Genomic DNA, 6,007 nt, shown 5'->3' with positions numbered 1-6,007 from the left:
CCGGCCCCGCACGCCCGCCACCCGCATCGCCGGCGCGGAGCGGACGTGCGGGGCCTTTTCATCACACGAGGATGATCTCTGCCGTCGCGCTGCCGTTCACGACGGCAAGGCAAGGCACGGCCGCCGCCGCGGCGTCGGCGTGGCACCGCGGCGGCGGGTCGAAGGGGCCAGAAGATGCCGAACTCCATGGGAGCCCTTCTGGCTGGCGTGCCGTGCGCGAACCTGCGCTCACGTGCGTAAGAACTATGCGTAACGCTTGCACAAAATCCCCCCGGCGTCTCAAGGGGAGGCGGAGAAAGTCGCGGACGACTGTCACTCGTACGTGTGGGTTCCCGGCGTCGCGTGGAAGGTGCGGCCGTCCGGCAGGAGTACCTCTGCTTCGGTGCCGGGCGGGACGGTCACCGTGAGGGTGAACCGGCCGTCCTCGATCCGCCAGGCGGACGCGATGACACCGTAGGGGCTGTCCAACTGTGCCTCGGCCCAAGCCAGTTCACCGCCCGGCATGGGGGCGATCCGGAACCGGCGGTAGCCCGCGGTGTGCGGGTCGGGGTCGGCGGGCGGGCGGATGCCTGCGACGCGGGTGTGGAGGAAGGAGATGACGGCCCCCTTGCTGTAGTGGTTGAGGGAGGCGCGGGGCAGCCCGTCCTCGTTGATGCCGTCCCAGTCCTCCCAGATGGTGGTGGCACCCCGGTCGACCATGGTGAGCCACGACGGTTCGGTGTCCTGGAAGAGGAGTTCGTAGGCGACGTCCAGGCGGCCGGCGTCCGCGAGTACTGGGAGCAGATACGGGGTGGCGAGGAATCCGGTGCCCAGGTGTGTGCCCGCATCGCGGACGAGTCCGACGAGTCGGTCCGCGGTGGCCGCGCGCAGTTCCTCCGGCACCAGTCCGAACGCCAGTGCCCGTACGTAGGTTGCCTGCGTCTGGGGCGTGAGGGACCCGTCCGAGGCGATGAACTCCGCACGCCACGCGGCCAGTACGTTGTCGGCGAGGTGCTGATAGCGGCTCACGGCCTCGCCGTGGCCGGTCAGTTCCGAGATGCGGGCCAGCAGCGATGCCGACCGGTACAGGTACGCGGTGGCCACCGCGCCTTGGTCGGCGGTGCGGAAGTCGTCGCCCGCGGCACCGGGTTCGGTCCACTCGCCCCAGTGGAAGCCGGCGTCCCACAGGAACTGCTCGTGGGGCGCGGCCTCGGGCCGAGCGGCCGCGCGGTCGGGGTGGCGGCGGGTGCGGGCGCGTTCGGTGGCGAAGTCCACCCAGCGCACCATCATCGGCCGGAACTCCGTGAGCGCGTCGAGGTCGCCGTATGCCCGGTAGAGCTCCCAGGGCACGATGACCGACGCGTCCCCCCAGGCGGAGGAGCCGGCGAACATCTCCAGGATTTCGGCGGGGAGGTGTTGGACGGCGCGGCCGCCGGGGTCGGGGGCGAAGTTGCTGAGGCAGCCGTCGTCCCACTGGTCGACGGCGAGGTCGCGCAGCCACTTGACCGAGAACCCGGCGACGTCGTAGAGGAATGCGGCGGTGGGGACGTACAGCATCCAGTCGCCGGTCCAGCCGGCGCGTTCGCGTTGCGGGCAGTCGGTGGGGATGTCGCACGCGTTGCCGCGGAAGCTCCACACGGCGACCTCGTGGAGGCGGTTGATCCGGTCGTCGCCGCACGCGAAACGGCCGGTGCGGCGCAGGTCGGTGTGCACGACGACGCCGGTGACGTCCTCCGGGGTGAGCGCGGGCGCGGCGCCTTCCACACGGACGTACCGAAAGCCGTGGGTCGTATGCCGTGGCTCGAACACCTCGCCGGCTCGACCTGCGGAGACGACCCGGTCCACCTGCCCCGCGGGCAGCGGCTCGGCGGTCAGGAAGTCCTGGCCGCGCAGGTGATCGGTCGTCACATCGCCGTCGGCGTCCAGCGCTTCCCCGTGCGTGAGGGTCAGTTCGGACCCGACCGGGACCGAGAGCGGGACCGAGAGCCGGACCCAGCCGTTGATGTTCTGGCCGAGGTCGACGACCTGGGCGCCGGTCGTCGGCTTCGTCACCGACACCGGGCGCAGTTCCTGGACCCGCCGCACCGGGGGTGCGGGTGAATCGGTGAGCCGGGTCCAGTCGTCGTACAGCCCACCGGTCGCGACCGTTGCCTTGGCCCATGAGGACGCGTCGAATCCCGGCTCCGACCAGCCCGGGGCCCGGCGGCGCAGGTCGTGGCTCTCTCCGTCCATCAGATCCGCCGCTCGGATCTCGGCTGTGGAGGCGGTCCAGGAGCCGTCGGTGCCGACGACCGTGACCGAGCCGTCGTCGTGAACGGCGTGCAACTGGCAGAGCAGCGCGGTGCGTTCGCCGAAACTGTCGGCGATGCGCATGGCACCGGCGCGGCCGCGGAACCACCCGTCGGACAACACGGCGCCGACGGTGTTGGCGCCCTCGACGACCAGGTCGGTGACGTCGTACGCCTGGACCTGGAGGCGGTCGCGGTAGGCGGTGTATCCGGGCGTCAGCTCCAGGTCGCCGACCCGGCGCCCGTTGAGGAACGCCTCGTAGATTCCGTGCGCGGTCGCGTACAACCGGGCACGGGCGACCGGCGCCGGCAGCGTGAAGTCGCGGCGCAGCAGATGCGCGGGCCGTTGCCCCGCCGGGAGCGGCCGGCCGTCCTCGTCCGGCTCGATCCACCGCGACGCCCAGTCGCCCGGCTCCACGAGCCCGGCCTCCCAGGACGAAGGTTCGGACCACGGGCTCTCGCCCAGATCGGTCCAGACCTTCACCCGCCAGACCACCCGTTCGCCGGACCGCGTCTCCGGCCCGGTGTACGGCACCAGGACGGACCGATCGGTCTCCACCCGTCCGGAATCCCACGTGTCGGTGCGCAACTGGTACGCGAATTGCCGGGAGGCGCCGTCTGGCAGCCGCCACGACAGCCTCGGGCGCCGAACGTGCAACCCCATTGGTGTGTCGAGGTGTTCCACGCGCAGGCGATGGGGGGCGGTGGTGGGAGGTACCGGGTGCATCGTCATGGGCTTCCTGACTACTGGACGTCGGAACGGGGGATGCCGGGCCGTGGCCGCGTCGCGATGGCTGCTTGTGGTGCGAAGGGTCGTGGTCAGCCGCTGGTCTCGAAGCACGACTTGGTTGCGCGCGCTACTCGGGATCATAGCCACCCCTGCTGCTCTCCGCGCCAGGCGCCGCATCGTTCTTCCTCGTCCCGGACGGCCCCGACCGCGACCGGCCGGTATCGGATGTCGGCCCCCGGGCGCGGGCTGCTCCTCCATCGGACTTTGCGAAACAGATACGCGGCGGCGAGTCGGTTTTGTGTACGCGTCATCCGAATGTTGGGAGCCGCGGGGGCGCCGGTGGAGGCGCTGTCGGAACGGGTACGCCGGGAGGCGCCGTGCTCGGCCGTGAAAAGCCCGCCACGAATGGGTAGCGCGTGCAACCTCTGGGAGCTACGCTCCACGCACTCGGCAAGATATCCCGCGCGACAAGCCCGGGCGGCACTCCGTCGTCGTCCACCCGCTCCACACTCCGATCGTGCTGCGCGGTCGGCGGGGCACGATCGGCGGTCCGGCCGGCCTCCGAAATCAAGCACCTCGGGGACCCGTCCCGAAGGTGTTCACAAACGCCGGGTCATCGATGCCGACGCTTGCGCACGCGCGTGCGGAGGCCAGACGGAGCATCACGCACCGATCAGAAGGGACCACCTCGTATGTCTGCACCGCACCGTGCCAGAGGACGCGCGGCGATCGTGCTCGCCGCGGCCGCCGCGCTGATCGCCACCGGCTGCACCGCCGAGAAGAAGGACGGCGCGACGGCCTCCTCCGGGCCCCCGGCCGCGCCGCCGGCGCCCAAGGTCGCACCCGGTGTGACCGCGGACACCATCAAGATCGGCATCACCTACCCGGACCTTGCCGGCGTCCGGCAGTTCGTCAACATCGACCACGGCGACTACGAGCTCGCGTACAACACCCTGATCAAGAAGATCAACGACGCGGGCGGCATCAACGGCCGCAAGATCGTCCCGGTCTACGGCAAGGTCAACCTGATCTCCCCGGCAGCCGCACAGGAGACCTGCATCAAGCTCACCCAGGACGAGAAGGTCTTCGCGGTCCTCGGCAGCTTCAACGGCGACGAACCGCTGTGCTACGTGCAGACCAACAAGACCGCGACCATCGGCGGCCAGCTCACCGCAAAGCGGTACGCCACCGCCCAGGCCCCCTGGTTCGCCTATTACCGGGGCGGGGACGAACTCACCGACGGCCTGAGCCTGGTGGCCAAGAACAACGAACTGGCGGGCAAGAAGGTCGCGGTGATCTCCAACATCTACGACCAGGCGGTCATGAAGGACACCGTCATCCCCGCCCTGCAAAAGCTGGGCGTCACCCCGGTGGAGACGGCCGTCCTCGACGCCCCGGCGCAGGACCCGGCGGCCGTCGGCCAGCAGACCGGCGTGTTCATCCAGAAGTTCCAGGCGTCCGGCGCGGACACCGTCGTCCTGGTGGGCAGCATCGCCGCGTCGTTCCCCCCGGTCCTGGAACAGACCAAGTACCGCCCGCGGCTGCTGTTCACCGACGTCGGCCCGGCCATGGGCTACACCAACGACAAGGCCAAGCACGACTTCAGTACGCTCACGGACGCGGCTGCCGTCGGCTTCAACGCGCAGTGGGACGCAGGAGGCGCGGCGGAGTGCATCGCCGCCGTCGAAGCGGCGGCCCCCGACCTCAAGGGCAAGATCGGCGACCCCGCGCTGGTGCCGAGCGGTTCCCCGACGCCGGGGGCGTCCGTCGGCGCCGCGTGCCAGAACCTGAACCTGTTCAAGGCCATCGCCGACAAGGCCGGCAAGGACCTCAACTACGAGACCTTCCAGAACGCCGGGTTCACCCTCGGCTCGCTGCCGATACCGGGCTTCGCAGACGCCGCCACGTACTCGCGCGAAACCCCGCATGGCAACCTCCCGGCGCGGCTGTGGAAGTACGACCCCGCGACGCAGAAGTTCGTCGTCGCAACGGGCTGACGCCCCTGCGGGAGCGACGCGCCGTCGATGCCGACTTGCCTGGCTCTTCCCAGGCGGAGCGAGGTAGGCGCGCCAGGCTTCGATTTCAATGGCCACCAGTCGTGGCGCGGCTTCGTCCTCCCCAGTTGTGTACTCGCCATGGTCTGGAGGCGCTGGACGAAGCCGACCAGGGCGTTGCTGATCGCGATGGCTGCCTCGGGGCCATGGTGCCGCCGGAGAACTCCGAATCTGGACATGATGTCCATTCATCAGCCATGGCGACTACTATTTGCCAAGCCGTCGACCGGGCGACGCCGGCCGCCGGGCCCCGATTCCCCGTCGGCGGACCCTGCGCCGGCGTCGCACCGGATCGCGTGGGAATCCCAGAGGAGCAGCGACGACCCACTGGAGAACCGGGTGACCCCCGGGCCCGATGCGGCCAGGACCCGCAACTCCTCCTCATCCACGCGGCTCAACACCCCGGCTGCGCCGTTATCGGGATCTCCGTACGTCGTCCGGTCGGCAGTTGAGCACCTCCGGCGCCTCCGGATCGCCGAGCGCCAGGTGCCGGGCGTCCTCGGCGGTGCCGTGCCGGCGGATCAGCCGCGAGAAGACCTCGTCGCCCTGCGCGTCGTGGACCGGCACGAGCAAAGCCGCCGCGGATGGCCTTGAGGCGGCGTTGGTCGTCCTCGGTGAGAGATTCGGGTCGGCGGAGGATCCAGCTGGCGAGGACTGCCCCGAACTCGATGCCCTCACCGAACACGTCCGGACCTTCGCCACGATGCTGACCGAACGTCGCGGCGAGCGCCTGCCCGCCTGGCTCGACACCGTCCGTAGTGACAACCTGCCCGGCCTCCACACCCTCGCCGCAGGCATCGACAGCAACCGCGACGCGGTCATCGCCGGACTCACCCTGCACTGGAATTCCGGCGTGGTCGAGGGCCACGTCAACGGCATCAAAATGCTCAAGCGACAGATGTTCGGCCGCGCCGGCTTCGAACTGCTGCGGAAACGGGTCCTGCTCGCCTCATGAA

General features: G+C 70.1%; 3 protein-coding genes and 1 pseudogene. 2 read left to right on the top strand and 2 right to left on the bottom strand.

From position 1 onward, the window contains the following. Window positions 1-312: 312 nt before the first annotated feature. Window positions 313-2,826, bottom strand: a complete 2,514-nt coding sequence (locus ACRX5S_RS36930; protein WP_436777617.1) for a family 78 glycoside hydrolase catalytic domain — start codon at window positions 2,824-2,826, stop codon at window positions 313-315. 863 nt (window positions 2,827-3,689) lie between these two features. Here ACRX5S_RS36930 and ACRX5S_RS36925 point away from each other — a divergent pair. Beyond that, window positions 3,690-4,994, top strand: a complete 1,305-nt coding sequence (locus ACRX5S_RS36925) for an ABC transporter substrate-binding protein (protein ID WP_436777616.1) — start codon at window positions 3,690-3,692, stop codon at window positions 4,992-4,994. Window positions 4,995-5,465: 471 nt separating this feature from the next. On the opposite strand, the gene ACRX5S_RS36920 is transcribed toward ACRX5S_RS36925, so the two are convergent. Next, complete coding sequence (locus tag ACRX5S_RS36920) at window positions 5,466-5,618, bottom strand: hypothetical protein (RefSeq protein WP_436777666.1); 153 nt, start codon at window positions 5,616-5,618, stop codon at window positions 5,466-5,468. A gap of 88 nt (window positions 5,619-5,706) precedes the next feature. Here ACRX5S_RS36920 and ACRX5S_RS36915 point away from each other — a divergent pair. Then, window positions 5,707-6,006: pseudogene (locus ACRX5S_RS36915) on the top strand (transposase); the annotation flags it as partial. Between the last annotated feature and the right edge of the window lies 1 nt (window position 6,007).

The sequence above is a fragment of the Yinghuangia sp. YIM S09857 genome (genome assembly GCF_051388915.1).
Taxonomy (GTDB): Bacteria; Actinomycetota; Actinomycetes; order Streptomycetales; family Streptomycetaceae; genus Yinghuangia.
This window is presented reverse-complemented; position numbering and strand designations above follow the sequence as displayed.